The organism is Tessaracoccus yangjingae (genome assembly GCF_054483935.1).
Genome location: NZ_JBTLTH010000002.1, coordinates 1 through 26401, shown reverse-complemented (window position 1 = coordinate 26401; position 26401 = coordinate 1). Strand labels below are relative to the sequence as shown.

The window sequence follows — 26401 nt, the reverse complement described above, 5'->3', positions numbered from 1 at the left end:
CCGAGCCATTCTCCCTAGCTCGGCGCGGGAGGCGTGCGTGCGTTAGGTGGGCAGGTCGGTGCCGGGTACGGGGTAGGACGACTGGGCGCCTTCGAACTGGACTGTGTAGGCCGCGAACCGGCTGGCGTAGGTGGCGGCGTCGAGCAGTCTGTCTCCGGCGGCGAGTCGCGCGGCGAGGGCGCCTGCGAACGCGTCGCCGGCGCCGACGGTGTCGATCGCCTTCACTCTGGGTGAGGCGACAGTGGTCACAGTGTCGCTCTCGGCTACAAGTGAGCCCGACGAGCCGACCGTCATGACCACCGTCGAAATGCCAGCGGCCCGGAGGCCTTCCACGATCTCTCGCGGGTTCGTCAGCTGGGGGCCGCCCAGCTGTGTCAGCGTGAGACCGAACTGGGAGTCGCGGTGGGGGCCTCCCGGACGGTGGTCCGCGAGGCGCTGATGCTGCTTGAGGAGGACGGGCTGGTGGTCACCAGACGCGGCGTGGGACGCTTCGTCGCCGATCAACTTCCCGAGACTGGGCTGGAGGAGCTACGCCCCTTCGAGGAGGTCCTCGCAACGCAGCGCACGGCTATGACGGTGCGCGTCGGCGAGCTTGTCTTGCAGGCAGCCACGCCTTACACGGCCGGCCACCTGGGCATCGATGAGGCGGCCAACACCTGGTTCTGTGAAAGTGTCGTCGAGTCTGGGGGGGCGTCCCGTCGCCATCGTCCAGGAGCATCTGCCCGCCGGGAGGTATCTCAGCGATGCGAGCCGACTGGTGGCCTCGAATCTCGAACAAGCCCATGCCGATCAGGGCACGATCCTCGCGGCGCTCATCGTGCGCTGCGGTCCGATCTTCAGCTCCGGCATCTGCGAGGTGACGGCGAATGTGGTCGGGGCGTCGCGGGGCCAGCTGCTGAACCTCGGGGCCACAGCGCCAGTGCTGATCCTGACGCAGACCGTTCTCGTGGGTACGCACGCGGCGTACGTCGCCAAGTGCATCATCTCCTCCGAGGTGGGACACCTCAAGATCTTCCAGTCGGGTTCACCGGCATAGCCGTCCTACCCGCTACGGCCCACCCACCGTCGTAAGCGCGAGGCTAGTGGCGGGGGACAATCGCAGCACCTCCAACACTGAAGCGATCCGGTGACAGGGGCCGCAGGCGTGTTCAGGCTGTCAGTTCCTTGAACCGTGTCTGGCAGGTTTGGCAGCACGGCAGGGTTTCGTGGTCCTGGGTGGGGATGAAGTATGCACCGCAGAGTGCTCGAACGGCCGTGCCGTTGATGGTGCTGCCGGCCAGGTGTTGCCGGTGGGTGTAGTGGGAGGTGTGGCCTGGCTCGGATTCTGCGAGCTCGTGGTCGGCGGTGAGGGTCTCCAGCGCGGCGACGCGGGCGGTGAAGTAGCCGGGCTCAGCGATGGTGGAGAAGGTGTCCTTGTAGCGGTCCCATCCTTGTTCGGGTGGACTGAGCGTGATCAGGGCTCGCAGGGTTAGCTGCCATACAAGGTTGCTTCCCGCGTGGGCACGGGTTGGGGTGAGCTCGAGCTCGGCTTCGTCGGCGGCGTAGTCAGGTTCACGCACCTGTGTCACGGTGATTGTGAGCGTCGCGACGGCACCACTGGTGATGGGGTGGGTGATCTCGATCTGCTGGGTCCCGCCTGCGTGGATGGCGCGCAGTGATTCCAGTAGATGGTCTTGGACGCTCAGCTCCCACAGGGTGAGGAGGCGTGCGGCGGTTTCCTGCTTGAGGAGTCGAAGGTCCTCGTCTGTGGGGAGCCAGCGGAGTGGCTCGTCGGTGTGGTCGTGGCGCCTGATCTGTTCGTAGAAGTCGTCGCGGTCTTCGTGTCCGCCCTTGGCCAGTCCCGCCACGACGAGCCAGTGGACGCCGGAGGTGTCATCGCGCCAGACCCCGCCGCGCCACTGGCCTGCCTTGATCTCCATCAGCGGCACGGTGGTGCTGCTGGCGATCGATCCGACGAAGGTGTCGGTGTCGGCGTCGTGGCGGAACGAGTCCGCTGCCTTGGCCACGATCGGGTGGGGGAGCTCGCTGAGCGGGTGCAGGTCCTCGAACGTCCCTGAGGTCAGAACACGGCGGGGGTAGGGAGATGCCCAGTCAGCTGTGAGGTCCTCCATGAGCAGGCGAAGGGTCGGACGGGCTCGACGGCTGTGCACCTGCCCATTGTGCCGGAGCGCTCCGACACAATGGGCCGCGCCCTGGCGGGCGTTCTAGAGGAGGTCGGCGAGCTCGTTGATCGCGCCGGTGCGTGTCTGGCGCTGGTTGGCGAAGCGCTCAGCGAGTTCGCGGCGGTCGTGATCGCGCTGTGTCTCGAAGGCAATGAGGTCGGCTAGGCGGATACGGCGATCTCGGCCGACACGATGTGACATCAACTCACCTCGATCTAGAAGCTTGTACAGGTGGCTCCGGCTCATCCCCAGACGCTCGGCAACCTGGTTGGGAGTCAGGATGGCCGCGTTGTCGACGACGGCCAGGTCGACGCCGTCGCTGATGCACCGACTCACGCTGAGCAGCACATCGCGGAGCTCGGGGCCCACTTCAGCGCTGTCGGCGAACTGTGCCAGCGCTGCGAGCTGGGCGTCGGGGACAGTGGAAGTCTGAATGGTCTGCATCACTAACTCGTCTCGAAAAGTCACAACTGACATAGATGTCACAGATGACTCTACCTCAACTGCAGCACTGGCGCTGCACCGCACCAGTCAACAACCAGGGCACCAACTACTCACCTATCGAGATCCGGAGCCAGTGGGCTGCGGCGCCAGGCATGGGTGGGACGGCAGGGTGGGCGGTTAGTCTCATGGGCATGTCGCGGTGTGGGGCGTTCGGGTGCACGACGGAGACGGTGGATCCGCTGTGCATCTTCCACGCGAGGAGGGTCCGGCGGGGTCTCGGACTGCCCACCGTTGACGATCTGAGGGTCGGGGACCCGAGTGGCCAGGGCGTGTGGGGGAGGGTGGACCGCACCGCCGAGGGGGTCTTGTGTCATGAGTGTGGGCAGCGGTTCGCCAGTCTCGGTATCCATCTGGCCCGTGCCCACGAGCTCACGGTCCGGGTGTATCGGGATCGGCACGGGATCGCTGATGAGGAGTCGTTGGCGGTCGTGTCAGCGGGGCGGCCGCGGCGTCGTCCGCATCCGTGTGGGCGGTGCGGCACGATCCTGACGGTGCCGGGGAAGCTGTGTGACGACTGCCGCGCCACGCGCCTAGTTGAGCTTGAGAATCGCCAGACGGCTCTGGCGGAGCCGAGACCGGCCAAGGCGCGGTGGCGGCACCTGACCGGGGAGGAACGAGACGACCTGTTGCGGGCGGCGCCCGAGGAGGTTGGGGCGTTGATCGCGTCGCTGCAGCGGAGCCGGGTCACGTCGGCGGAGATCGCCGCAGTCCTGGGCCGAAGCCAGAAATGGATGGCGCGCACCCATCCCCGCCCCGACTGGGGAACCCCAGGCTGAGGGACCGCAACCGTCGTTGTGCACAGCGTTGTCCACCGCGATGGGTGAAACGATCACAACCCCAGGGACCCGGGACAGTAGGCGTCGGCGAGGCTGAGAGACCCGCAGAGCACGTGGCACCACCCCAAGCTCCATGCCTTGGAGCGCGGCTGTCCAGCGCCTGGATGAAGTTTCGGGGGTAGGTTCATCGCCCCTAGCCAACCGCCGAATGAGGGTCGCGTACCCCTCGTGGGGCGGGGTTTGGGGGTAGGGAACGGGAGAGGTGCCCGCGGGAGGTTCATCGCGAACCAACCGCGAAAGGACACCTGCGATGAGCGTGCGCGCCGCCCTCCATCTCGACAACCTTCTTCAGGCCGCCGACGACACCTGGCCGCAGTGGACCAGGACCGAGCCGCTACTGACCCGGTTCGACTCGCACCGGGAGATCGCGCAGTGGCGGATGGATGACGTCGACTGGCAGGAGGACCGGGAGATGTTCCTCGCTCTGGGTCGGTTGACGTTGGTGGAGGAGTCGCGGGTCGCCGCGACAGCGGTGCTGGTGTTCCTGGTGCTGCCCGCATGTGAGGCGACCGTTATGCGGCGGGCCTCCATGACCCGTGACGTGAGGCAGCTGGAGGATGTGGCGGCTGGCTATCTGTGGACCGAGGTGGCGCAGTATCCGTGGGACGATCCAATGAAGGGCTGGATCCCGCAGGGGGTCGCCCGCCGGGTCGGTCGGGCGATCGACCGCGACTTCGGCTGGGGAGAGACGGCGGAGCGGATCTGGCGGGATCGGGCCATGCTGGACTTCGAAGCGGTGGAGCGCCTCAATCATCGCGGGGCCTACATGAGGCCACTGCACACCACCGACCTGTACTGGTGGGCGGTGACTGAGGCGGGGCTCAGCAGGGAAGACATGGATCTGCTGGTCGCGCTGGCCGTCACCGCCCACGAGGACGGGATCACGTCACGGTCCAGCGCGGGTATCACCGCCCGCTCCGCCTGCGTGCAGCTGGTCCAGCCCGGACAAACCGTCGACCAGCTGCAGTACCGCGCCAGGAAAGCGTTGACGGTCCTACGCGAAGCAGCCCGCAGCACCGCCGCCTGACCCATTCGACGATCTGCCCGCGCACATCGAGGACTGCACACCGACCCTGAGTTCCCCGACACTGGTCGCCGCTCGAATCGGGTGAGGCGAGTCGGTGATCGATCTGTTGGAGATGATCTAGACCATGAACCCACGACGTGCAGCGGTAGTAGCCGTGACCATGACCGCCTTGAGTGCACTCTTGGCAGGGTGCGCCGCTGAGGGTCAGCCCACCACCCAGAGCCCCGCCGCGTCCCCGACGCCTGTCACCTCCAGTGCACTGCCGACCCCTGATCAGTCTCCGACCCCTGACCAGTCTCCGAGCGCGGAGTTGTCGGTGAGCCAGTGGTTTCCCGATCAGCCGGCGGGTGAATCTGGCGTGCAGGCTGAGATCCGCGCCGCCTGGGAAACCCACGAGATCACCATGGACAAGTTCGCCCGGAATCCCGACCTGACCGATCTGACGGAGATCCAGCTCGTCAGCACGGGTCAGGAAGCCACCGATTCGGTCGCTGTACTCGTTCGGCTTCGGAACAACAACCTGATCCGCAAGGGGTATGTGATCTTCCGTGACGCGGTGATCGCTGAGCCGACCACCGACACCGATGGAGTCACCACCTCGGAAATCAACTACTGCTTCGACCCAGCACACTTGCAGACCGTCGACATCGACACCGGCCAGCCCGGCGAGAGCGTCATCCAGCCCGATCAGACGATGAAGGTCATGGTCCTCATGGAGCAGATGCCCGACGGGAGTTGGCGGGCGGCGCTGTCGGAGACCGAATTGGCTCCGTGCTGAGAGGCTTCGATCACGGGCGGCCTCTTCCTCCACTGCTGCTGGCGGCATGACGCCAGGGTCACCAGATTGTTCCTAGCGCGTTCGTGATGGAGTGCCCACCTCGGTCGGTGCCTGACGCCAGCTCACCGGGCATTGCTGCTGCGCTCTGAACACTCCGGCCCCGCACGACGTAGCTGGCTTGCCCCACCCCGCCCGGCCCTTCACCAGGAAGAACCCTGCCTGCACCTCCCACGGTCAAGCAGCCGCTGGTTAGCCGGCCTCCCCTCCTGCCCGGCACGTAGGGGCTCCCTGTCTGCGTGGAGCCGCTGGAACTTGTTTACGCGCTGGCCGGGATTGGACCGGGTTCATAGGGGGCAGGACAGCACGAGCAAGAGCGAAAGGGGCCACGGAGATGTCGGATGAGGAGACGCAGCAGCTGATCGTTGCTGCGAAGGGCGAGGCGGAGGCCTGCGACCAGTTGGTGTTCTGGACCCAGCAGCTGCAGCACGCTCTGGATGCCCGCCGGCAGCTGCTGGACGTTCCCCCGGAGGAACTGAAGGCCGCCCTGGAGGCGCAGCGATGACCACCGCCACGTTCTCGCTGGCTGAGCTGCGCGCCGCCTACACCGCCCTCCACGCCGGAGCCTTCACCACCGACACGACCCCCCAACCCGAAACGGCCGCCGCCGCGACGGCGGAGCAGCCGGCCGCGGCTGAGGCGGTGGTGGGTGTGGTCGGTGTCTCGGGCGGGGTGGGGACCACCACGGTGGCGTTGGCGATCGCCGAGGCCCTCGGCGCCGGCCGCCTGGTCGAGCTCACCGCGCTGCACACCTCTGGGTTGGCGGCGGCGTCGACGGCCGAACTCGGCACCCAGCACGGCTGGAGTATCGGGAACCGCGGCGGGTTGCGGCTGGAGCGCCGCGCCGACCCCCACGCCACGGTCCTCCCCGACACCAGCGCGGGGGTCACGGTCCTGGACCTCGGAGCTTGGGCCGACGGCGTTCCGGCGGTGTCTTTGTTGGTGGTGGTGGCGACGTGTTCGGTGCCCAGCGTGCGGCGTCTCAACGCCCGCCTCGAGGTCCTCGACGGACTGCGGGTGGTGTCGGTGATCACCGGGGTTCCGGGCCGGGCCCTGCCCCGGCCGGTGGGTTCGGTGTGCGGCCCGGTTCTGCGTGCCGCGGCCGCTGCTGGGCGGCTGCTGCTGGTGCCGGAATGTGTGTCTCTTCGGGTTGGTGGGGTTACTGCCGATCCGCTTCCTCGTCGGCTGCGGTCCGCGGTCGACGTCATCAAGTCGTGTGTGGAGGAGATCTCATGATCGTTCAGTTCGTAGCCGAGGCTCTGTCGGTGGGTGTGGTGGTGCCGGCGGAGGGGCGGGGGATGGTGTGCCCGGTGGCGCCGGCGGGCGCTCAGGTCCTGGTGGATGAGTTCCTGGGCTGGTTCTCGTGGGCTCTGGTGTGGGTGGCGTTCCCGGCGGGGATCCTGGCTGCGGTGGCGGCGGTGATCATGGGCAAGGTGTTCTCGATGCCGCACGTGTCGAAGGGCGGCCTGATCGGGGTGTTTGTCGTCCTCGGCGCCGCACTGCTCTATCTGGTGATTCCCGGGATCCTGTCGGGGTTCCTCGGCGACGGCTGCGTCACCCGCTAGCCATGATCCGGCCTGATCGCGCGCACCTGACCCTGCTGGCCGCCGTCACGGCGGTGGCGTTGCTGCTGCTCTCCGGCCTGGGGTTCGCCGTCTACTTCGCCGTCGCTGACGACCCCACCACCCCCACGACGGCGAGGGTCGTCGATTCGCTGCCTACCGGCGGCGTCTCGGTCCGCGATGAGATCGCGGCCGCCCCGATGCTGGAGGCGTCGCCGGCGGACGCGACGGGCGGCACCCCTGCCCTCGGCCCGTTGCCGACGATCAACATTCCCCTGGTTGATCAGGTCGGGGCGGAGGGGATCCCGACCGGCTACCCACAGACGGCGGAGGGTGCGGTGGGGCAGTTGGGGGAGATCCTGGTCTCCGTCCTGGGCTCGATGGATCTGGGTCATGCGCAGCGGGTGCAGCAGTCCTGGTTCGAGGACCCCACTGGCTCGGTGGAGTCGTGGCCGGTGTTGGGGTTGATTCAGTCGTTCCTGACCGCCGGCAAGATGCCGGACGGTTTGGAGCCGGGGGCGTCGCTGACCGTGATCCCCTCGGCGGGCCAGGTGAAAGGCTCTGACGGGGACGGCTGGCATGTGGTGTGTGTGTTGGTGGAGATCACCTACACGTTCCGCGACCAGGCCCGCCTGGCCTATGGGCACTGCGAACGGATGACCTGGGTCGACGGCCGCTGGGTGATCGGTGCGGGGGCGCATCCGGTGTCGGGGCCGTCGACGTGGCCGGGCACCGAGCTCGCTATCGCGGCTGGCTGGCTGACGTGGCGGGACGTCTGAGCCATGTGGGAGCAGATCGGGGAGTTGTTCGGGGATTTGGCCGCGGCGGGTGGTCAGATTGTGGTGGATGCGTGGGTGGCGATCTGCATGGCGGTGTGGGGGGCCGGGTTGTGGGTGATGCGCGCGATCCTGCAGCTGGGGGACTGGTTCCTCACCCCCAACCTCAACCCTGACGGGTCCTCGTCGGCGCTGTGGTCGGTCTACGGCCTCACCCTCTGGCTCGGCCTGTCCCTGGCCTTGATCCTGCTGATCGTGCAGCTGGTCGGCACCGTGCTCCGCCGAGACGCCCTCTCCCTGGGCGGAGCGATGTGGGGGGCGGTGAAGTTTCTGCTGGTGTGCACCCTCTGGTACACCTACGGCGCCGCGGTGGTCACAGCTGTGGAGGGCCTCAACACCGCGCTGCGCATCCAGCTGCTGGGCACCGCGGATCTGGCCGAGTGGGAGCCGACGGGTCTGGACTTCACCGAGGGCGTGATGACCGGCACCACCGCCACCGTGCTGCTGCTGCTGGGGTTGGTGTTGTGGCTGGCCGCGTTGGCGCATCTGGTGGTGATGCTGGGCCGGGCGGTGTCGCTGATCGTGATCGCCGCCACCGCCCCGATCGCCGCAGCCGGGCTGATGTACAAGCCGTTCGAATCCTGGTTCTGGAAGGCGTTTCGCTGGTTCCACGCCGCCGCCATCGCACCACTGCTGATGACCCTGATGCTCGGGTTGGGGGTGCAGCTCGCCACCGGCGTCTCCCTCGGGATGGAGGACTCCGCCCAGGAGGCCGTCGCCCTCGCGTTGCCGTCGGTGGTGATGATCGCTGTGGCCGCCCTCTCCCCGGTGGCCTTGTTTAGATTGTTGGCGTTCGTGGATCCGGGCACCACCAGCGGTGCCTCGTTCCGTGCCGGTCTCGCCGGTACCACCGGCGCCTCCTCGGCCGCCGGCCACGCCCACACCGCAGTGACCCGCAGCGGCGGCTCTGGTGGTGGGGGAGTGGCTGGTGCGGGGGAGTCCGCCACGGCGAGCCGTGCCGCCGCGGCGCAGAGCTCCAGCCTCACCCCTGGCGCAGCCGGGGGAGCCGCGGCGAGCGGCGGCGCTGGTGGGTCCGCCGCTGGTGCGGCTGGTGCTGGTGGCGCGGCCGCGGGTGGTGCTTCTGCCGGTGGTGTCGCTGCCACGGGGGCTGCTGCTGGGGTGGGTGCAGTGGCTGGTCCGGTCGGGGTGGTGGCGGCGGGGGTGATCCTCGGCGCGAAGAAGCTCGTCGACGGGTTCCAGCAGGTCGGCGCCCGCGCCACGGGCCTGGTCAACGACACCACCTCCGGGATGGGGGCCGGCGACCCGTCCTACCCGTACGACCCGGCCGGCGACATCCGCCGCGCTCCTCATCCGGCGCAGCTCGGCGCCGTCACATCGACCCAGCCGCAGCGTGCGGCGCAGCCTCCTGTGGCTGTGAGAGAAGCGGAGGACCACAATGGCGGCACGAACCTTTGACGCGTTCACCACCCCGAAGGCCGGCGTGATCTGGGGGCTGAGCGTCCCCCAGCTGCTGTTCCTGTCGGTGGCGACGTTCCCGGCGTGGATGGCGATCAGCTCACAGCGCTGGCTGGCCGGGATGGCGTGGGTGCCGGTGTGGCTGCTGCTGCTGTTCCTCACCGTCGTTCCCCTCGGCGGCCGCCCCGCCGTCGGCTGGCTCGCCGCCGCGGCCGCGTTCGCCGTCGCCGGACTGAACGGGTGGCTGACCTTCCGGTCGAGGGCCGCCACGGGCACCCTCCGTGACCTGGACGAGCTAGACATGCCCGGCGCCCTGACCGGGGTCGAAGTGTTGGACGGCCCACCGGTCGGGCTCGAGCAGCGCAGGGTGGCGGTGATCAAACACGCTGCGTCCAGGTCGTGGGCGATCACTGCCCGGATCGAGCACGACGGGATCGCGATGGCCACCGACGCCCTCTGCAACCGGTACGCCGACGGCCTGACCGAGCTGCTGGACACCGCCGCCCGGGGGGAGCTGATTTCAGAGATCCATCTGATGGTGCGCACCACGCCGGATGACTGCACCCAGCGGGAACTGTGGCTACGCGCCAACCTCACCCCCGACGCGCCGGTCACGAGCGTGGCCACACAGATCGAGCACCTGCGCTGGTCCCAGGCCGGGGTCCGCACCGAAGCCTTCATCACCCTCGTCATCCCCGACAACCGCCTCAGCAAAGAAGCCAGACACATGGGGGGCGCCACCGATGGCCGGATGAACACCCTCCTCTCTCTAGCCGTCGAGATCGGAGCAGTGGTCACCGGCCCGATGGGCGCACGCAACATCGAATGGCTCACATCCCCAGAGTTGGCGCAGGTCGTGCGGCTCGGGTTCGCCCCCGGCGACCGCGCGGGCCTGGTGGCCGCCGCCCACGACGCCAACGCAGACGCTTCGGTCAACGCTTCAGTGCCGTGGGCGTTGGCCGGCCCGTCCCAGGCGTACACCGCCGTGCGGCACTATGCGCATGATGCGTGGGCGACGGTCACCTCGACGGTGAAGCTGCCCGAACGTGGCGCGACGATGGGCGGCTGGGCACACGTCCTGGCCCCATCGGAGGCGGTGGAGCGGCGCAGTGTGGCGATCGTGTTCCCGATCGAGAAGCAGTCGGCCGCGGATCGGAAGGCGGCGCAGCAGGAGTTCGGTCAGAGCCTCGGCCAGGGGTTGAAGGACCGGCTCGGGGTCCGCACCGGCGCCAAGGACCACCGCCGGCAGGCGAAACTGGACCGGGTCGAGGTGCAGCTCGCGATGGGCGCCACCCTGAGCCACCCCTACGCCCTCTGCTCTGTCACCGTCCCCGCGACGGCTCCGGTGGCGGAGTTCGGCCGCCGGCTGGATGCGGCGATCCGCCGCGGCGGCATGGCCCCGCAGCGCCTCGACATGTCCCAGGACCTGGCCTTCGTCACCGCCACCCTCCCGCTGGGGGTCAGCCTCACCACAGGACACCAGTGATGGCCCGCAGCATCAACCGCCTGCTGGCGGACTTCGGCCACACCCTGCCCACCAAACCCTCACCAGAGCAGCCAAAGCTTCCCCGCGAGTTCACTTCCGCCCCGCCCTGGCGCGGCAAACCGGCAAGGGGGGCGGGGTGGGTGGCGTCTCGTCCTGCGGTGAAGCGGTACCAGATGACCTCCGACCAGGCCGGCGTGTTCTGGCCCTTCCTCACCGCCAGCCCATTGCCGCCGACCGGGGCCCCGATGGGCACCGACATGAGCAACGGCGCCACCTTCTACGTCGACCCCCACGGCTGGGTCCTCAACGACGCCATCCCCGTCACCAACCCCAACATCTTCGTCTTCGGGAAACCCGGCCGCGGGAAGTCCGCGTGGGTGAAGGCCTTCCTCAACCGCATGTTCGCGGTCGGCTACCAGGCGTTGATCCTGGGAGATCCGAAGGACGAGTACGAGCTGATGTGCCGCCACTTCGGCGTCGAACCCTTCGCCATCGGCCCCGGCATGCCCACCCGCCTCAACCCCCTCGACCCCGGACCCCTCGCATCGAACTGGGGCCAACTGAACCGCGATGAGCAGGAGCGGCGTTCGGCGGTCATCTTCGGACGCTGGCTCGTCCTCCTCCGGTCGTTGATCGGCTCCCAAAGCATCGGCGACAGGAAAGTCGCGGTGGGACCGACGGAGGAACAGGTCCTCAAAGCCGTCCTCGTTGAACTCACCCACACCAATTCGGACAGCCGAGCGTTGCGGCCGATCGTGATCCCGCAAGTGTGGCAACAACTCCACTCACCCAGCGACCACCTCATCAGCGAGCTGCGCTACCCGGACCGGCACACGTTCCTCGACGACACCCGACTGCTCCGCGATGCGGTGGCGCAGCTGATCTCGGGTGTGTTCGCAGGCATCTTCGATGCTCCCACCACCGTGGCCATCGACTGGAACGCGCCGATCCAATCCCTGTCCCTCTCGAGGCTGATGCCATTGGGTGACGACGCCGTCGGGATGGCGTTGATGTGTCTCAACTCCTGGGGCACCGCCATGCGCCACGTGAGCGGCCGGCGCAGGATCAACGTCCGCGACGAAGTCTGGCGACAACTCCGCCTCGGAACCGGCGCCGTCTCCTCCTTCGACGCGGACCTGCGGCTGTCGAGGTCTCATGGGGATATTGAGATCGCCAACGCCCACAAGCCCTCGGACTACCTGGGTGCGGGGCATGCCGGGTCGCAGGCGCAGCAGATCGCCAAGGACCTCCTCCACCTCGGCGACGTCAAGGTCCTCTTCGGCCAGGACGCCGAAGTCGCCGACGACCTGGAACAGCTCCTCGAACTCGGCCCGATCGCCCGCGACATCGTCACCGGATGGGCCATGGGCGGCAAAGGCCGAGCCCTCATCGCCGTAGGGCCCCGCCTCCACAAAGTCGCACTCACCCTCCACCCCGACCTCGAACTACCCCTGACCGACACCAACCAGAAACTGCAGACCTGATGTGGAAGGCACTGGCCGCGATCGGGGCGGCACTCACGGTGCCTTTGGCGCCGATCCTGGTGTTCGCCGGGGCGCTGACCGGACCTCAGGTTCAGACGCAGACCATCAGCGCCACGTGCGCAGGATGGGCTGGCGACACCCCGGTCGGCATCGAGTTGGATGCGGGGCAGATGAACCGCGCCGCCCTCATCTACGCGGCGGCACTCGACACCGGCGCAGGCCCCGCCGGCGCGGTAGTCGGGATCGCCACCGCCATGCAGGAATCAGTCCTCGGCGCCCACCCAGCCGCCGCCACCCCCAACCAGGATGGCGACGTCGGACTCTTTCAGCAACGCTCCCTGGTCGGCTGGTACGCCGACGGCACCACCCAAGCCGAGAACCTCCGCATTCTGGCCGACGACACCTACCAGGCCCGCACCTTCTACCAAGGCCACACCACCCTCACCGGCTGGCACATCCCCGGCCTCACCAACATCGACGGCTGGCAAGACATGTCGGTTGCCCAGGCGGCTCAGAAGGTGCAGGTGTCGGCCTACCCCGACGCCTACGCCAAACACGAAGGCCTCGCCCGCACCCTCGTCGCTCTCTTCGCGGGGCAACCCGCCGGCTTCGCCACCTGCGGCCCGATGGACCCCAACTTGGACTGCGCTCCCACGGGGATGGCCTCGGAGCGGGGTCAGACCCCTGACGCGCTGCGCGTGATGCGCTGCATCCACGCGAAGTGGCCGCAGATCCGATCGCTGCTTGGCGTCCGCCCTGGAGACCCGAAAGATCACGGTTCGGGTCGCGCCGTAGACGTGATGATCCCCAACTACTTCTCACCGGCCGGCATCGCTCTCGGCACGGAGATCGCGGAATGGGCCCGCGCCAACGCCACCGCCCTCGGCGTCACCTATGTGATCTGGCGCGAACACCTCTGGTCCGTCGCCAAGGCAGATGCAGGGTGGCGACGCTGCGGTGACACGGCATCCTGCTACACCGGCCCCGACCCCTCAGCCGCGCACCTCGACCACGTCCACATCTCCGTCCACGGCAACCAAGGCACCAGCACCGTCCTCGGATCAGGTGCGGTGGTGCTGCCAGTCGACCAGTACCGCCTCACCTCCCGCTTCGGCGACACCGGACCCCGCTGGAAGAAGGCCCACACCGGACTCGACTTCGCCGCCCCCACAGGCACCCCCATCAAAGCCGTCACCGACGGCACCATCACCCGCGCCAGCGTCGCCGGCGCCTACGGCAACCTCACCACCCTCACAACCGCCGATGGCACCGTCATCTACTACGCCCACCAATCCACCATCCACGTCACCGTCGGCCAACGCGTCACCGCCGGCACCGTCATCGGCAAGGTCGGCGCCACCGGCAACGTCACCGGCCCCCACCTCCACCTCGAAGTCCGCGTCGGCGGCATCCCCACCGACCCCGACCGCTGGCTCCGCGCTCGAGGAGTCGCCCCATGACCCCATACCCAGCAGCCCGCCTCCTCACCGCCGCAGTGCTCGCCGCGCTCGTGGCCGGCTGCAGCTCCACGCCAATCGAGACTCCCACCCCGCCTGCGCCAACACCCGGGTCCCGCCCGGTCACCTCGCCTGCGTCGGTGGGGGAGAGCGGACCGACCGAGGGCTGGGTGGGCGACGGCGAACTCGACACCACCCCGTCGCGGGTGGATGCGCATCCCCACGACCCGCCCGAGGATGCCCAGATCGCGGCCGCGGTCACCGCGGCCAGGGCATTCATCGTCGGCTGGTTGACCCTCGATCAGCAGCTCCGGCGTCAGCGCCTCGAGGGTGTGGCGGCGGAGGCGCTGATCGCCAGCTTCGACGACCCCCGCTTCACCCCCGCCGCCGACATCCAGCTAGGCCCGGTCCACGTGGTCGAGGCCGATCCGATGCAGATCACCACCCGCCACCGCCTCAACACCGGCACAGCCGTCGACGTCACCCTCATCCTCGACCCCGACAGCACACACGGCTGGATCGCCATCACCATCACCACCTGACAAGCCCACCAAACCAAGCTACGGGTGGCGCGCCTGCGCTCGAAGGGCAGCCGATGGTAAGTACCACGACCCTTCCACCGCCGGGTAGTGTCCGGACCACATCCAAAGCGGTGTCGACTCCCTCGACACCATCCAGCCGGAAGCCTCCAGCGACCCCCCATCGCCGGAGGCTTCCGTGCAGCCAGCTTCGTGCGCCGCAGTTGCATGCTCACACTCGCCCTCAGCCAGCCACCCTGACGACGTGATCAAACCGTTACCAAAACGATTAGGCCCCAGGTCTAGACAACTCGCCTCCCTTCGGCCTAAGCTCTACCTAAACGATTAGGAAGTGCAGTGAAGCAATGACTCGTTTCGTCACTCTCAAGCGCGTGGCCCAGGAGGCCGAGGTCTCCGTCTACAGCGCCTCCCGGGCCCTCAATGGGTTGGATGGCGTGTCCGACGCGACGCGCGACAAGGTGATGGCCATTGCCGACCGTCTCGGCTACGTCCCGAACCGTGCCGCTCAGCTGCTCCGCGGTGAGGATGCCAGGATCGTCGGGATCCTGACCGCAAATGCCGCCAACGTCTACTACGCCAAGCTCGTGGCGGGCATCGAGGACATTGTCAGGCCGGCAGGCTTCCACACGCTGGCCACCGACGCGACCGATGGCTCGTTGTACAGCATGTCCCGCGAGGACGAGTTCATTGAGACCATGCTTCAACTGCGAGTGGCGGGAGTGGTCCTGAGCTATCGCATCCAGCAGCCCAACCTGGAGAGACTCCTCGAACGGCGGATCCCGGTGGTCTTCGTCGACTGCACCCCCCCCGATGAGTTCCCGGAGCTTGCTTCAGCGATGAGCAACGGAGAGGCAATCAGTGTCGAGGTCGGGCGGCACTTCGCCGGCCACGGGTACCGTCACTGGGCGTATCTCGGCCACAACGCCGGTTGGCCTACGCGTCTGGGGCGTGAGCGGGGCATCGTTACAGCCGCCCGGGAGTGCGGGGCGGAGATCGATGTGATTGAGGGCTCGCAGTCGATCGAGTCGGCATATCGCGCGATGACCGGCTACCTGTCATCGGATGCTGGACGTGCGATGGACGCCCTTTATACCTCCAACGAGCACCTCCTGATCGGAGCCGTCAAGGCGCTGCGCGACGCTGGACGCGTGGTGGCCGCGGACGTTGGGTTGATCAGTTTCGACGAGTTTGACTGGGCCTCAGCGGTCCCCACTCCCATCTCGGTGGTGGATCAGCGAACGCGTGATATCGGGCGCCATGCCGGGGCCTTGGTGCTCGCTGCCGGTGTTGACCCCTCGATCGCCGAGTCGACGCCCATGCCCCACCCGACGCTCACCCTGCGGGAGTCGTGCGGCTGCAAGGCCCCCTGACCCCTGTGACCCTTTGAATCCGGGCCCGGCGCACTGTGTGTCGGCCGTATCTACCAACCCAAGAAGTGGAAAGGACCATGGCAATGGCCGTAGTCATCGGCATCAACAGCGGCTCGTCGTTCGACGGCGTGGACGCTGTAGCCCTGGAGATCGAGATCTCAGACGATGGGCACCCCACGAAACCGAAGTTCCTGGCTGGCCGGAGTTACGACTGGCCGGCCGAAGTGGCCGAGCGGGTCCTCGCCGCCTTCGAGAACGAGGTGGGTCTCTTCGAGATGACCCGACTCAACTACGAGGCGGGTGCTGTGTACGCCAACGCCGCGAGGGGCATCATGCAGGAACTGGGGCTCAGGGGCGAGGACGTAGCGGTCGTCGGTTTCGACGGCCAGACCATTTACCAGGAGCCGCCGGTCCACGCACGGCTCGACGAGGGCCGCGCGATGGGCGCGGTCGAGAGGTGGCATGAGGGTATCTTCGCGGTGGGCATGCAGATCGGTGAGCCGTCGGTGGTCGCAGTCGAGACAGACACCTACGTCGTCACGCAGTTCCGGCCCGTGGATCATGCCTTGGGCGGCACCGGCGCGCCGCTCATGCAGTACCTGGACTTCGTTGCCTTCCGCGACGTCGGGCCGGTCCTGACGTTGAACATCGGCGGTATCGCCAACTGCCAGCTGGCGGACGCCGATCGCTCGAAGATGATGGCCTTCGACACGGGCCCCGGCAACGTGATGATCGACCACACCATGAAACGCCTCGAAGGCAAGGCCTACGACGCGGACGGGGCCACGGCCCGCTCCGGCGCCATCATCCAGCCGCTGCTCGATGAGCTGGTCGCACACGAGTTCTTCGGGCGCGCTGTTCCCCGCAGCGCCTGGCGACTCGACTTCGGCTCGACGTACGCCGACTCAGCCATCGACCGCTACGCCTCCCACAGCACCGCGGATCTCGTGGCCACGTTCACGGAGTTCACAGCGATCGGAATCACGCGCTCCATTGTGGACCACGTGCCCAACCTGGACCGGATGCAGGCGCTCATCGCCAGCGGCGGCGGCGTCCGCAACGGATTCCTCATGGAGCGTCTGGCTGCGCACCTACCGGAGTCCCTGCGCCTGGCCACCTCGGACGAGTTCGGGATCCCCGCTCCGTTCAAGGAAGCCATCAAGTTCGGCACTCTGGCGTTCGCGAACATCAACGACCTCGCCAACAACATCCCCGCCGCCAGCGGCGCATCAAAGTTCGCCGTCCTCGGCAAGCGGGTTACCCCGCCCCGGGCAGCCAAAGGCATCTGACCCCCACAACGGCTCGCCTGCCCAGTGGCGAGCACACCCATCCCCCACAGCACCTATCAACGAAGAGGAAGTGCACCCATGTCTGTGAAGAAGACACTGTCCCTGATCAGCGCCAGCATTCTGGCCCTCACCCTTGCGGCCTGCACCACCGAAGGCCCCGGCACCACGACAACCACATCCGAGACCGCCGCTGCGAGCGACGGTGACTACACGGTCGCCTTCTCCTTCGGGCAGAGCGTCCACCCCTTCTTCGTCGCCATGCAGCGGGGCGCCGAGAAATACGCAGAGGAGGCGGGAATCGACCTCAAGGTGATGAGCGCCGACTACAAGGTCGAGACCCAGGTTCAACAGATCGAGGATCTGCTGCAACAGGACATCGATGGTCTCCTGGTCAATCCGGTGGACTCCGCGGGCCTCACCAACGCCGTCCAGAACGTCCTCAACGCCGACGTACCTGTGATCCCGGTCGACATCAACGTGATCGGCGCGGAGGTCACCTCGTTCGTCGAGTCCGACAACGTGCAGATCGGCCGCGACGCTGCGAACTACATCGCCGAGGAACTCGGCGGCGAAGGCAAAGTGGCTCTGATCGGCCTTCCGACCGTGACGTCGACCGCCCAACGCGAGGAAGGCTTCGTCGAGGCGTTGAAGGACCATCCAGGCATCGAGCTGGTCGCGAATGCAGGCGATGGGATGCAGCGCGAGACGGCACTCGCCTCCGCGGAGAACATCCTCGAGGCCAATCCTGAATTGGGCGCCGTCTACGGGGTCAACGAGTCCAGCGCCATGGGTGCCATGAGCGCGGTTCAGGCACGCGGCCTGGACCTGCTGATCGTCGGAGTGGACGCTACCCCGGACCTGCTCAGCGCCATCAACGACGAGACGGCCATTCGCGCCACAATCGCGCAGGACCCGTACCAGATGGGCTACATCGCGCTGAAAATGATGCACGAGAAGCTGCAGGGCGGGGACATCTCCGAGCATGAGACCGCGCCTATCGATCTGGTGACCAAGGACAACGTCCAGGAGTTCATCGACCGCGAAGCAGCCTACGCCTCCGACAGCAAGTGACGTCTAGGAAGGGCTGATCATGTCTGGGGAGCTTCTGGTGGAAATGGCCGGCGTTGAGAAGTCATTCTCGGGCGTACGTGTCCTCCGCGATGGGACGATGAAGATTGCCGCTGGCGAGATCCATGCACTCATGGGCGCGAATGGTGCCGGCAAGTCGACGCTGATGAAGATCCTCGTGGGGGTGTATAGCCGGGATGCCGGCACCCTCCGCATCGCGGATCCCGGCGGGATCCTTGAAGACGTTCGCGCGCTCGACCCCCGGGAGGCGGGCGCACGCGGGATCTCCATCGTCCACCAGGAGCTCATCCTGCTCGATGACCTCACCGTCAGCGAGAACATCGCACTGGGTAGCGAGTCCACGACCCGACTCGGGCTCATCGACGATGCCGCCGCGAAGCGAAAGGCCAGCCGGGCCCTGGACGCGGTGGGGCTCGCGGGGGTCAGCCCCACCGCGCTTGTGCGGACGCTGCCGACCGCGAAGAAGCAGCTCGTGGAGATCGCGCGCGCCCTGTCCTCCGGGGCCCGCGTGATCATCCTCGACGAGCCGACAACCTCACTCAGCGCAGCTGAGGCCGCCAACCTCATGGACATTCTGCGAGGGTTGAGGGACCAGGGAGTCGCCATCGTCTACATCTCCCACCGCATGGATGAGATCTTCGCCCTCACCGACCGCATCACCGTGATGCGCGACGGCGCCTACGTCGACTCGGTCCTCACCTCCGACATCGATCGCGACGCCCTCGTCCGCATGATGATCGGACGGGACCTGCAGCGGTACTCCGCCCGACTCGTCGACCAGGACCACGAACAGACACGAGGTCCGGCGACCCTCGAGGTCGTGAACCTCACCAACGCACACGTGCGTGGGATCTCGTTGACCCTCCACCAAGGCGAGGTGGTGGGCCTGTTCGGCCTTGTCGGCGCAGGCCGCACCGAGCTCGCCCGCGCCGTGTTCGGTATCGACAGCTACCAGTCCGGCACCGTGAAGGTCGCCGGTGAGCTGCTGCCCCCCGGGTCACCCGCGAAGGCCGCCGCGGCCGGGCTCGGGCTCGTCCCCGAGGAACGGAAAGTCGGCGGACTGGTGCTCGGATTATCGAACCTCCGAAACCTTGAGCTGGCCGGCCTCCGACGCTGGCCCGTCCTGACCCGATCCAGGAAGGACGACGCGACGCTCTGGGCCAAATACTCCAAGGGCCTCGGCATCGTCGCCCGCGGGCCACATCAGGAGACAGGCCGCCTCAGCGGCGGCAACCAACAGAAGATCGTGCTGGCCAAGTGGCTGGCCCTCGATCCCTCGGTGCTGATCCTCGACGAGCCCACCAAGGGCGTCGATGTCGGCGCCAAGCAAGACATCTACGAGCAGATCCGACTGCTCGCCGACCAGGGCATGTCCATCCTCGTCATCTCCTCCGAGAGCGAAGAGATCCGGATGCTCAGCGACCGTGTGGTCGTGATGCGCGAAGGCGCCATCACCTACGAAGGAGTGAACCATGAACTCGACGATGAAGCGCTGCTCCGGCACGCGATGGGAGCAGTAGCATGAGCGCCACCACAGACACGACCACCACCGCCGTCGCCGCTGACCACAAGGGCAGGTTGTCAGTGGCTCATCTGCGCCAGTTCGCGCTGATCGCGGCACTTCTCCTAGTCATGCTGGCGTTCACCCTCACCAGCGAGTACTTCCTCACGGTGTCCAACCTGATGAACGTGGTCAGGCAAATGGCTGTCACCGCTATCGTGGCCGTCGGCATGACGTTCGTCATCATCAGCGGCGGTATCGACCTGTCCGTGGGAGCCATCGTCGCCTTCTCGGGTGTCATGGCCGCCGACGTCCTCTCGAAGACCGGCTCACCGGTGCTCGCCGTCGCCGCAGCGCTCGGAGTGGGGCTCCTGGCCGGGACGGTGAACGGCTTCGTCACAGCCAAGTTCCGCATCGCCGGGTTCATCACCACCCTCGCGGCCATGCAGGCATTCCGAGGGTTCGGCTACATCTACACCAACGGCAGCCCCATTCCTGCCCAGGACCCAGCATTCACCATGATGGGCGTGGGCTACCTCCTCGGGATCCCTGTTCCCGTGTGGATCATGGCGGCCACCGTTGCGCTCGGGGCGCTGATCCTCCGCAAGACGAAGTTCGGGCGCTACACGTACGCGGTGGGAGGCAACGAAGTCGCTGCCAGATGGACAGGCCTGCCCGTCGCCCTCACCGTGGGTGGGGTTTACGTCCTGACCGGCATCCTCAGCGGCCTCGCCGGCGCGATCCTCACTGCCCGCCTCGGCTCGGGCCAGCCCTCCATGGGCACCGGCCTCGAACTCGACGCCATCGCAGCCGTCGTCCTCGGCGGCACCAGCCTCGCCGGAGGCCGCGGCCGCATCAGCGGCACCGTGATCGGCTGCATCCTTGTGGCCGTCCTGAGCAACGGACTCACCCTACTCAACGTCTCCAGCTACTGGCAGATGGTGGTCAAAGGCCTGATCATCGTCGTCGCCGTCGTCATGGACACGCGCGCCCGCGCGGACTCCTGAGCCCCCGCTAGCTCCCTCCCCTCTCATGTTCCGCGCCTCCCACTGGAAGAGGAGAACCACCATGCCCATCCACTACTACATCGACTCCGCCGTCCAATCCGACGTCGAGGAGCTCCTCGGGACCGGCCTCTTCAGCGGCGTCACCACCAATCCCGCCATTCTGGAGAAGGCCGGCCTGACCTCACTCAACATCCCTGACCTCATCCATTGGGCCACAGCGGCAGGTGCCGAGCGGGTGTTCGTTCAGGCTTGGGGAGAGAGTGCGGCTGACATGATCGAACTCGGGCGCCAGTTCCGGCAGATGAGCCCCCGCGTGGTGGTCAAGGTCCCTTACTCGTCCGCAGGCGTTGAGGCAGCGAAAGAGCTCTCGCGCGAGGGTGAGGTGCTGGTCACGGCCGTCCACGACAGCCCTCAGGTGCTCCCTGTGGTCCTCGCCGACGCGACGTTCCTCGCTCCCTTCGTCGGCCGCATGGACGCCGCTGGACGCGACGGTATGGAGGCAGCTCTCGCCATCCAGGCCGCCCTCGTCGGGCTCGACGCCAGCACCAAACTTCTCGCCGGAAGTCTGCGAACCCCCGAACAGGTACTGCGGCTTGCCCAGGCCGGAGTGCGTCACTTCACCATGGGCCCCGCGGTATGGAGGTCGTTCTTCGACGACGAGGTCACCCTGGCCGCCGTGGCCAACTTCCAGCAGTTGGCCACCAAATAGCAACGTGCGGACCCGTCTGGCCGACACCAGGCGGCGGTTCCCTCCATTCGCGCAAGTTGTGTCTCACCCGTCGAAATCATCTTCTCCATGGTGGTGGTGGGGCCGCGAGCCGGAGCGGTTACTCCCGCTCGCCGGGTCGCTGGCCTAGCTGAAAAGGGACGACGTCTAGAATCAGCAGTCTTCCGCTGATGTTCGACCCCGGGCCGATGTGCTGAACGCTCACGCTGTGGACCCGACTCGTTCGGGTTCTTCGGGGCATGACAGATTCGCAGCACGACGACGGCTACGCCTGGACCTGGGAACCCGCCGCCGGCGCCCTCACCACCATCGCCCTCCTCGGTTTGGGGGCGGTCCAGGCCGGCCGCAGCCTCACCCTCGCCGCCGCCGGCGACGGCTGGCACTGGCCACCGTCGGCCGCTCTGGTCACCAGCAGCTGGGGCATCCTCACCGGCAACCTCCACGCCGGCCTCACCACCCACGGCACCGCCAACGCCTGGATGGCGTGGGCCATCGCCGCGGCACTGTTCGCCGCCGGCCTCACCGCCGCTATCGTCCTCGCGTTGCGCGTCACGGCCGGCCGCCGCTTCAAAGGCATGGCGACCACCGGACAGGCCGAACAGCTCCTCGGCCTGGGCCGGCTCCGAGTCAACCGGGCCGTGGTCCGCCCTGACCTGTACCGAAAGGTCCGGCCGTGAGTAGGCGGTTTGAGCCCACTGCGGTGGGGTGGCGGATCGGGACTAGCAAGGTGCCGGTGGGGGTGTCCTTGTGGCAGCCGTGGGACCGCACCGCGGGTGTGATCGGACCACAAGGATCCGGCAAGACCCTCGACATCCTCACCCCCGCCCTCCTCCAGGCCCCCGGCGCCGCATTGGTGACCCTCACCAAACCCGACGACCTCCTCCTCACCCTCGTCGCCCGCCAAGCCCGAGGCCCAGTGGCGGTGCTCGACCCGTTCGGCGCCGCACCTGGATTGCCGGAGCTGATCTGGGACCCGATCGAGGGCTGCGTCACCGCCACCGTTGCCGAGAAGCGCGCCAAAGCGTTCTGCGCCGGAACCCTCGGCAGCGGGGGAGACGGCGCCGACTCCGCCGCCCGCTTCTACGCCGCCGAAGCCGCGAAAGTCATCCAGTGCTACCTCCACGCCGCAGCCCTCGCCGGCTACACACTCAACGACGTCCTCGAATGGTCCGCGAACCCCCGCACCGCCACCCTCCCCTCAGAGATCCTGCGCTCGCATCCGATGGCGGAACCGAACTGGTCCGGCCTCCTCGCCGGCGCGGTCAGCAACACCGACGAGCGCACCGCCGGCAACACCAAGTCCACCGTCGACCAAGCCCTCGCACTGTTCGCCACCCGAGACCGACGCGAACGCTGCGTCCCCAGCGACGGCCGCCCCGCCGTCGACATCGCCGACCTCATCAAACGCAACGGCACCATCTACCTCCTCGGCCGCGAAGACCCCTACGTCTCCGCCTCCCCGCTCATGACCGCCGTCGCCGAACACGTCCTCGACACCGCCCTGCAACTGGCCAATGAGAGCGGGTTCGGCAGGTTGTGCCCGCCGATGCTGGCCTGCCTCGACGAGCTGCCCTCCACGGCACCGCTGCCGACGCTGGCGACCAGGATGGCCAACGAGCGGGCGTTGGGGATCTCGTTCATCTGGGCCTCCCAGACCTGGCGCAGCTGACCCGCATCTTCGGGGAACAGCAGGCCAGGGCGATCAAGGACCTGACCAACTCCCTGATCATTTTCGGCGGCTCCAAAGACGCCGGCTTCAACCCGCGAGATCAGCGACCTCCTCGGCACTCGGCGCATCACACGCCGCAACCAGCAACACGGCGGCCATGGCTCGATCTCCACCCACGGCGAAGACACCCCCGTCATCCGCCCCGAACAACTCCGCGAACTCCCCACCCGCACCGCCCTCGTCGTCGCCGAGAACGGAAAGCCGATCATCGCCACCCTCCACCGCGCCATCGACGGCAAACCCGGCAAACGCCTCCTCGACCAGCAGCACGCAGCACGCCAGCTCATCTCCACCGCCAACGATGCCCACCAGATGAGTGCGGGGGAGAGGACCGCCATGGCTCACTCCTACGCCCGCCAACTCGGCCTCACCGACTGAAGGACCTGAATCGCTATGAGTCAGCTCCTGCCGTTTCCCGACCTCACGCAGCGGATGCTCGCGGCACTCCTCGACCTGGCCGCGTTGGCTCGCGGGGGGGAGGCTGCCGAGGAGATCATGGCCACAGGGGAGATCCTGCCCAGGGTCTGGGACCTCACCACCATCGCCGACCCGGAACTGCGCTGGGACACCTGGCTGTGGCTCGACGCGTTCGTGCTCTGGCTCAACTCCCAGCACGCCTGGTACTCCGCCGACCACACACCACCCTGCTGGCCCGAACACCCACCCCTGATCCGAGAACTCTCCACCCTCGCCGCCCTGCGCTACCAAGCGGCGAAGCCACCAGCCCCATGCCGCTCGAGGAATGGCACCGCTACGCCCTCCCCGGCTACCTCGACCGCACCCGCGACCAACGCCGAGCCTGCGACGAGAAACACCAACCCTGGCCCGGACGCGCAGCCCACACCCGCCACACGCAGGTCGAGGCCGCAGACCGCCGACTCCGTGTCTTCCGAGACGAGGTCGACCCAACCCCCGATGCCGAGGAGACGTGCACACTTCGGCCCTTTAGATGGGAGCAGTACGAGTAGGAACCAGGCAGAGGTGCCGTCTAGGCCTCTGGCTCGAGTCTTTCGGATTCGGGAACATGAGGGACGAGCGCGGATCATCCCGGAAGGCGTCTAGGCGGCGATCAGGATGGCAGATTGCGAGGTCAGGTGCCATCCGTTGCAGGCTCCGCACTGGTAAGCGCGTGTTTCCCTTCTGCGTGTTGTGGTTCCGCAGTGGGCTGCTGCCGTCCCGGCTGTTGCAGGCGTTGTGGAGCGCGGCGACCGCTTCATCATGATCACGGAACCGCCGCTTTCCAGTCGGGACGCAGCGCCGGGTCATGCCGAGGCTCCGGCCTGCTGGTAGAGCCACACGTAGGCCTCTAGAACGCTGAGGAGCGTGGTGCGAACCTTGGTGTCCTTAACGGCGGAGATAAGGGTGGTGCCCCCCCGTCGGAACTCCTGCCGGTAGCTCTTGGACGTCCTCATCTGCATGTCGTGCTGCCGCACGCGTCGACGTAGGTCGTTGAAGATCGACTTCGCGGCGGATGTGGCCAGGTCGAGGAGCCGCGCGAGTATGTTGCGCAGGGTACGTGCGTGGGTGGATCGGGAGTGGAGCGGTTGCGTCACCGTAGTGTCCTTTCGAGTGGGCTGCCGTCGATCTGAGGGCGCCTACCTCCAGTCTTCGACCACAGCGCCCTAGTTCCAAACATTTAAAAATGTTACGAAGTTCCGTGAGTCTCGATTAGGGTCGGGCCATGATCTATCACGACATGGACTCACCGAACATGATGGGCTTGGACATCCGCCGGGCACGTCACGCTGGCGTCGAGCCAGTGGTGGTTTCCCCCGGGATCGTCGCCGAAGACGATGAGTACTGGTCCGGCTTCGTAAGGTTCCTGAATGACTCGTTGGTTGTGTCCCGCACGGCCGGAGGGTGTCAGATGGTTTGTGTAAGGGGTAGCTCCTGACACGAAAGCAGAATGATGACCGTGATAGACAAACTCGACCGTGAGGACCGGCGCCGTGCCCAACGCGCCGGCGTGGAGGCCCTCGAGGCCTCGGGGGCGTTGGCGGATCTGTATGCCCGTATCGACGCCGGCGAGGTCCAGCTGGAGGGCCGTGACGGGCTGATCCAGCAGCTGATCAAGGCCGGCCTCGAACGAGGCCTCCAGGCCGAGCTCAGCGATCACCTCGGCTACGACAAGGGCGACCCGGACGCCGACATGTTCCCCAACTCCCGCAACGGGTCGTATCCGAAGACGGTGGCCACCAGCGTCGGTGACGTCGACCTGGCGATCCCCCGAGACCGGGACGGGTCGTTTACCCCGATGCTGGTCCCGAAGGGCTCCAGGCGCCTGTCAGGCCTCGATGACATGATCATCAGCCTGTATGCGGGCGGGATGACGGTCCGCGACATCGAGCACCACCTGGTCTCGACCATCGGTACCGAGATCTCGCGGGAGACGATCTCCAAGATCACCGACGAGGTCGCCGATGAGGTGATGATCTGGCAGCAACGGCCGCTGGACTCGTTCTACCCTGTGATCTACCTCGACGCGCTGATCGTCAAGATCCGCGACGGCGCCCACGTGCGCAACAAGGCCGCTCACATCGCGGTCGGGGTCGACATCGACGGCATCAAGCACGTGCTGGGGATCTGGATCCAGGCAGTCGAGGGCGCGAAGTTCTGGGCCGGGGTCTGCGCGCAGCTCGCCAACCGCGGAATCCGTGACGTGCTGATCGTGTGCTGCGACGGGCTGACCGGGTTCCCCGAGGCCGTCGAGGCGACCTGGCCCGACTCGACCGTTCAGACATGCGTGGTCCACCTGATCCGCTCCGCGATGCGATTCGTCAACTACAAGGACCGCAAGCAGGTGGCGGCGGCGTTGAAGCCGATCTACCAGGCTCCCGATGAGGCCGCCGCGAAGGCCGAGCTGGACGCGTTCGCCGCCTCGGAACTCGGGCGGGCGAACCCGAACACGGTGCGCGTGTTCACCGACGCCTGGACCAGATTCGTCCCGTTCCTGGCGTTCCCGCCGATGCTACGCAGGGTGATCTACACCACCAACGCCATCGAATCCTTGAACTACCAGCTGCGGAAGGTGACCAAGAACCGGGGCCACTTCCCCTCCGACGAGGCCGCGGTGAAGCTGCTGTGGCTGGCGATCTGCAACATCGAGGACAAGCGGGCCCGCGACCGCGCCAAGGAGAAAGGACGCAAGAAAGGAGAGAAACGCAACGCCGAAGGCCGACTCGTCGAGGGACAGGTCACCACCAACTGGAAACAGGCCCTGGCCCAGCTCGCCATCGCCTACCCCGACCGCATCAACCCCTACCTCTAGACACCCCGGAGACCGACCCGCTTACACAAACAACTTGACAAGCTCCACGGCCGATCTGATGGACATCGGCGTCTCCGCCATGGTGACGCCTGGCTGGAGCGTCACGAACGCGAAGCCCGATTCATGGTGGGGGAGCCTGCCACGATGGGATCGTCGGATGCTCGCCGCGCTGTTCTGGCCCGGTGATCCAGCACCAACAATCTGGTACAGCGTTCTGCTGGGCAGGACTTTCGAGGATCCGCCCACGCCTGAAGCCTTCCGCCTCCGTGCCGAAATC

At 67.2% G+C, this 26401-nt stretch carries 28 protein-coding genes; 23 read left to right on the top strand and 5 right to left on the bottom strand.

Features of this window, described 5'->3' with window-relative positions:
* Positions 1 to 42: 42 nt before the first annotated feature.
* Complete coding sequence (locus ACX1D3_RS16875; protein WP_458996608.1) at positions 43 to 504, bottom strand: PfkB family carbohydrate kinase; 462 nt, start codon at positions 502 to 504, stop codon at positions 43 to 45.
* Between ACX1D3_RS16875 and ACX1D3_RS16870 the strand changes: the two genes are divergently transcribed.
* On the top strand, positions 403 to 1071 hold the full coding sequence (locus ACX1D3_RS16870; RefSeq protein WP_458996607.1) for a GntR family transcriptional regulator: 669 nt from the start codon (positions 403 to 405) through the stop codon (positions 1069 to 1071). The genes ACX1D3_RS16875 and ACX1D3_RS16870 overlap by 102 nt on opposite strands.
* Positions 1072 to 1148: 77 nt before the next feature.
* Here ACX1D3_RS16870 and ACX1D3_RS16865 read toward each other — a convergent pair whose 3' ends face one another.
* Positions 1149 to 2111 (bottom strand): DUF3039 domain-containing protein, encoded by a 963-nt coding sequence (locus tag ACX1D3_RS16865; RefSeq protein WP_458996606.1) that lies wholly within the window; start codon positions 2109 to 2111, stop codon positions 1149 to 1151.
* A gap of 93 nt (positions 2112 to 2204) precedes the next feature.
* Positions 2205 to 2606 (bottom strand): helix-turn-helix domain-containing protein, encoded by a 402-nt coding sequence (locus ACX1D3_RS16860; protein WP_458996605.1) that lies wholly within the window; start codon positions 2604 to 2606, stop codon positions 2205 to 2207.
* A gap of 35 nt (positions 2607 to 2641) precedes the next feature.
* Here ACX1D3_RS16860 and ACX1D3_RS16855 point away from each other — a divergent pair, with 35 nt between their 5' ends.
* The 20 genes from ACX1D3_RS16855 (at position 2642) to ACX1D3_RS16760 (ending at position 22796) form a co-directional block, all read left to right on the top strand.
* The gene (locus tag ACX1D3_RS16855; protein WP_458996604.1) at positions 2642 to 3442 is read left to right on the top strand and encodes a MucR family transcriptional regulator; all 801 of its coding nucleotides are present in this window, start codon (positions 2642 to 2644) and stop codon (positions 3440 to 3442) included.
* Positions 3443 to 3752: 310 nt separating this feature from the next.
* On the top strand, positions 3753 to 4529 hold the full coding sequence (locus ACX1D3_RS16850; protein ID WP_458996603.1) for a hypothetical protein: 777 nt from the start codon (positions 3753 to 3755) through the stop codon (positions 4527 to 4529).
* A 316-nt stretch (positions 4530 to 4845) separates the two neighbouring features.
* Positions 4846 to 5307, top strand: coding sequence for a hypothetical protein (locus ACX1D3_RS16845; RefSeq protein WP_458996602.1), 462 nt, complete (start codon positions 4846 to 4848; stop codon positions 5305 to 5307).
* A gap of 391 nt (positions 5308 to 5698) precedes the next feature.
* On the top strand, positions 5699 to 5869 hold the full coding sequence (locus tag ACX1D3_RS16840; RefSeq protein ID WP_458996601.1) for a hypothetical protein: 171 nt from the start codon (positions 5699 to 5701) through the stop codon (positions 5867 to 5869).
* A complete protein-coding gene (locus ACX1D3_RS16835) occupies positions 5866 to 6600 on the top strand; it encodes a hypothetical protein (RefSeq protein ID WP_458996600.1) in 735 nt (244 codons plus the stop codon). The genes ACX1D3_RS16840 and ACX1D3_RS16835 overlap by 4 nt, the downstream gene beginning before the upstream one ends.
* Positions 6597 to 6929 (top strand): hypothetical protein, encoded by a 333-nt coding sequence (locus ACX1D3_RS16830; protein ID WP_458996599.1) that lies wholly within the window; start codon positions 6597 to 6599, stop codon positions 6927 to 6929. Before ACX1D3_RS16835 ends, ACX1D3_RS16830 begins: the two co-directional genes overlap by 4 nt.
* Positions 6930 to 6931: 2 nt before the next feature.
* A complete protein-coding gene (locus ACX1D3_RS16825; protein ID WP_458996598.1) occupies positions 6932 to 7705 on the top strand; it encodes a hypothetical protein in 774 nt (257 codons plus the stop codon).
* Between the two features lie 3 nt (positions 7706 to 7708).
* A complete protein-coding gene (locus ACX1D3_RS16820; protein WP_458996597.1) occupies positions 7709 to 9178 on the top strand; it encodes a TrbL/VirB6 family protein in 1470 nt (489 codons plus the stop codon).
* Positions 9159 to 10664, top strand: coding sequence for an SCO6880 family protein (locus ACX1D3_RS16815; protein WP_458996596.1), 1506 nt, complete (start codon positions 9159 to 9161; stop codon positions 10662 to 10664). Before ACX1D3_RS16820 ends, ACX1D3_RS16815 begins: the two co-directional genes overlap by 20 nt.
* A gap of 173 nt (positions 10665 to 10837) precedes the next feature.
* On the top strand, positions 10838 to 12148 hold the full coding sequence (locus ACX1D3_RS16810; protein WP_458996595.1) for a putative type IV secretion/conjugal transfer ATPase: 1311 nt from the start codon (positions 10838 to 10840) through the stop codon (positions 12146 to 12148).
* Entirely contained in the window at positions 12148 to 13608 is a 1461-nt protein-coding gene (locus ACX1D3_RS16805) for a M23 family metallopeptidase (RefSeq protein WP_458996594.1), read from the top strand. The genes ACX1D3_RS16810 and ACX1D3_RS16805 overlap by 1 nt, the downstream gene beginning before the upstream one ends.
* Positions 13605 to 14147: a hypothetical protein gene (locus tag ACX1D3_RS16800; protein WP_458996593.1), complete on the top strand. Its 543-nt coding sequence runs from the start codon at positions 13605 to 13607 to the stop codon at positions 14145 to 14147. The genes ACX1D3_RS16805 and ACX1D3_RS16800 overlap by 4 nt, the downstream gene beginning before the upstream one ends.
* Before the next feature lie 341 nt (positions 14148 to 14488).
* Positions 14489 to 15514 (top strand): LacI family DNA-binding transcriptional regulator, encoded by a 1026-nt coding sequence (locus ACX1D3_RS16795; RefSeq protein WP_458996592.1) that lies wholly within the window; start codon positions 14489 to 14491, stop codon positions 15512 to 15514.
* A gap of 83 nt (positions 15515 to 15597) precedes the next feature.
* Positions 15598 to 16803, top strand: a complete 1206-nt coding sequence (locus ACX1D3_RS16790) for an anhydro-N-acetylmuramic acid kinase (protein ID WP_458996591.1) — start codon at positions 15598 to 15600, stop codon at positions 16801 to 16803.
* Positions 16804 to 16827: 24 nt separating this feature from the next.
* A complete protein-coding gene (locus tag ACX1D3_RS16785) occupies positions 16828 to 17874 on the top strand; it encodes a sugar ABC transporter substrate-binding protein (protein ID WP_458996590.1) in 1047 nt (348 codons plus the stop codon).
* A gap of 97 nt (positions 17875 to 17971) precedes the next feature.
* Positions 17972 to 19417: a sugar ABC transporter ATP-binding protein gene (locus ACX1D3_RS16780; RefSeq protein ID WP_458996589.1), complete on the top strand. Its 1446-nt coding sequence runs from the start codon at positions 17972 to 17974 to the stop codon at positions 19415 to 19417.
* On the top strand, positions 19414 to 20400 hold the full coding sequence (locus tag ACX1D3_RS16775; RefSeq protein WP_458996588.1) for an ABC transporter permease: 987 nt from the start codon (positions 19414 to 19416) through the stop codon (positions 20398 to 20400). Before ACX1D3_RS16780 ends, ACX1D3_RS16775 begins: the two co-directional genes overlap by 4 nt.
* A gap of 61 nt (positions 20401 to 20461) precedes the next feature.
* Complete coding sequence (locus tag ACX1D3_RS16770) at positions 20462 to 21109, top strand: transaldolase family protein (protein ID WP_458996587.1); 648 nt, start codon at positions 20462 to 20464, stop codon at positions 21107 to 21109.
* Positions 21110 to 21366: 257 nt separating this feature from the next.
* The gene (locus tag ACX1D3_RS16765) at positions 21367 to 21804 is read left to right on the top strand and encodes a hypothetical protein (protein WP_458996586.1); all 438 of its coding nucleotides are present in this window, start codon (positions 21367 to 21369) and stop codon (positions 21802 to 21804) included.
* Positions 21801 to 22796: a type IV secretory system conjugative DNA transfer family protein gene (locus tag ACX1D3_RS16760; RefSeq protein WP_458996585.1), complete on the top strand. Its 996-nt coding sequence runs from the start codon at positions 21801 to 21803 to the stop codon at positions 22794 to 22796. The genes ACX1D3_RS16765 and ACX1D3_RS16760 overlap by 4 nt, the downstream gene beginning before the upstream one ends.
* An 87-nt stretch (positions 22797 to 22883) precedes the next feature.
* Here the strand turns inward: ACX1D3_RS16760 and ACX1D3_RS16755 are convergent, their stop codons facing one another.
* Together ACX1D3_RS16755 and ACX1D3_RS16750 are read right to left on the bottom strand one after the other, a co-directional pair.
* On the bottom strand, positions 22884 to 23165 hold the full coding sequence (locus ACX1D3_RS16755; protein WP_458996584.1) for a hypothetical protein: 282 nt from the start codon (positions 23163 to 23165) through the stop codon (positions 22884 to 22886).
* Between the two features lie 953 nt (positions 23166 to 24118).
* Positions 24119 to 24409 carry a hypothetical protein gene (locus ACX1D3_RS16750; RefSeq protein ID WP_458996583.1) on the bottom strand — a complete coding sequence of 97 codons (291 nt, stop codon included), beginning with the start codon at positions 24407 to 24409 and terminating at the stop codon, positions 24119 to 24121.
* A 356-nt stretch (positions 24410 to 24765) separates the two neighbouring features.
* Between ACX1D3_RS16750 and ACX1D3_RS16745 the strand changes: the two genes are divergently transcribed.
* Positions 24766 to 26124: an IS256 family transposase gene (locus ACX1D3_RS16745; RefSeq protein ID WP_458996582.1), complete on the top strand. Its 1359-nt coding sequence runs from the start codon at positions 24766 to 24768 to the stop codon at positions 26122 to 26124.
* Between the two features lie 58 nt (positions 26125 to 26182).
* Positions 26183 to 26401 (top strand): hypothetical protein (locus ACX1D3_RS16740; protein WP_458996581.1); only part of this gene is annotated, 219 nt, incomplete at its 3' end.

Coding starts and splice junctions, on each gene's coding strand:
- ACX1D3_RS16865 (WP_458996606.1), bottom strand. CDS start 2,111: ATGGAGGACCTCACAGCTGACTGGGCATCTCCCTACCCCCGCCGTGTT.
- ACX1D3_RS16860 (WP_458996605.1), bottom strand. CDS start 2,606: ATGCAGACCATTCAGACTTCCACTGTCCCCGACGCCCAGCTCGCAGCG.
- ACX1D3_RS16855 (WP_458996604.1), top strand. CDS start 2,642: ATGTCACAGATGACTCTACCTCAACTGCAGCACTGGCGCTGCACCGCA.
- ACX1D3_RS16850 (WP_458996603.1), top strand. CDS start 3,753: ATGAGCGTGCGCGCCGCCCTCCATCTCGACAACCTTCTTCAGGCCGCC.
- ACX1D3_RS16840 (WP_458996601.1), top strand. CDS start 5,699: ATGTCGGATGAGGAGACGCAGCAGCTGATCGTTGCTGCGAAGGGCGAG.
- ACX1D3_RS16835 (WP_458996600.1), top strand. CDS start 5,866: ATGACCACCGCCACGTTCTCGCTGGCTGAGCTGCGCGCCGCCTACACC.
- ACX1D3_RS16830 (WP_458996599.1), top strand. CDS start 6,597: ATGATCGTTCAGTTCGTAGCCGAGGCTCTGTCGGTGGGTGTGGTGGTG.
- ACX1D3_RS16825 (WP_458996598.1), top strand. CDS start 6,932: ATGATCCGGCCTGATCGCGCGCACCTGACCCTGCTGGCCGCCGTCACG.
- ACX1D3_RS16820 (WP_458996597.1), top strand. CDS start 7,709: ATGTGGGAGCAGATCGGGGAGTTGTTCGGGGATTTGGCCGCGGCGGGT.
- ACX1D3_RS16815 (WP_458996596.1), top strand. CDS start 9,159: ATGGCGGCACGAACCTTTGACGCGTTCACCACCCCGAAGGCCGGCGTG.
- ACX1D3_RS16810 (WP_458996595.1), top strand. CDS start 10,838: ATGACCTCCGACCAGGCCGGCGTGTTCTGGCCCTTCCTCACCGCCAGC.
- ACX1D3_RS16805 (WP_458996594.1), top strand. CDS start 12,148: ATGTGGAAGGCACTGGCCGCGATCGGGGCGGCACTCACGGTGCCTTTG.
- ACX1D3_RS16800 (WP_458996593.1), top strand. CDS start 13,605: ATGACCCCATACCCAGCAGCCCGCCTCCTCACCGCCGCAGTGCTCGCC.
- ACX1D3_RS16795 (WP_458996592.1), top strand. CDS start 14,489: ATGACTCGTTTCGTCACTCTCAAGCGCGTGGCCCAGGAGGCCGAGGTC.
- ACX1D3_RS16790 (WP_458996591.1), top strand. CDS start 15,598: ATGGCCGTAGTCATCGGCATCAACAGCGGCTCGTCGTTCGACGGCGTG.
- ACX1D3_RS16780 (WP_458996589.1), top strand. CDS start 17,972: ATGAAGATTGCCGCTGGCGAGATCCATGCACTCATGGGCGCGAATGGT.
- ACX1D3_RS16775 (WP_458996588.1), top strand. CDS start 19,414: ATGAGCGCCACCACAGACACGACCACCACCGCCGTCGCCGCTGACCAC.
- ACX1D3_RS16770 (WP_458996587.1), top strand. CDS start 20,462: ATGCCCATCCACTACTACATCGACTCCGCCGTCCAATCCGACGTCGAG.
- ACX1D3_RS16765 (WP_458996586.1), top strand. CDS start 21,367: ATGACAGATTCGCAGCACGACGACGGCTACGCCTGGACCTGGGAACCC.
- ACX1D3_RS16745 (WP_458996582.1), top strand. CDS start 24,766: ATGACCGTGATAGACAAACTCGACCGTGAGGACCGGCGCCGTGCCCAA.